Source organism: Clostridium sp. AF50-3, assembly GCF_003477445.1.
In the GTDB taxonomy this organism is placed as follows: Bacteria; Bacillota; Clostridia; order Lachnospirales; family Lachnospiraceae; genus Otoolea; species Otoolea fessa.
Genome location: NZ_QUDH01000061.1, coordinates 1 through 500 on the forward strand (window position 1 = coordinate 1; position 500 = coordinate 500).

Sequence of the window (500 nt, forward strand, 5' to 3'; positions counted from 1 at the left end):
CCATTTCTCGCAATACTCCTCCACTGTAGGTGTACTGCGGCGATACGTCTTGTTCTCAATCTGCTGGATCGCTTCCTGTTCCTTCTGGTACAGTTCCTCTCTCGTTCTTGCATATAAGGAAACCCGCCGTCCCTGCTGATCTGTTACACGGGTTCGATAATATTGCGTTCCCTTCATACTCACCGTACCATAATCGGGAAGCATCATTCTTCTTGCCGCCATATCATTACCTCCAATCCTGTTGATGCTTTCATTATTGCGGATTCATCGTCCATACTCAACGATGTCGATTTTCACCGCCGAAAGCTTCGAGGTTTGCGATATGTCGCAGCACGTTCCATCGGTTTTGCACGGTGTGTACATTTTGCAATGTACTCCTGAAGCCCCACTTCCGTGAAATAAACGCAGCCGTTTTCCACATACTGAACATAGGAGATCAAACCGTCTGTTCTTGCAGCATCCAGTGTTTTTACGCTGATTCCCAGTATACTGGCTGCTTC

General features: G+C 47.4%; 1 protein-coding gene and 1 pseudogene. Both read right to left on the minus strand.

Annotated elements, in window-relative coordinates:
• Positions 1 to 222, minus strand: a pseudogene (locus DW085_RS18845) (site-specific integrase); the annotation flags it as partial.
• Between the two features lie 71 nt (positions 223 to 293).
• Positions 294 to 500, minus strand: a 207-nt coding sequence (locus DW085_RS19430; protein WP_118494376.1) for a DNA-binding protein, incomplete at its 5' end; no start/stop codon positions are given.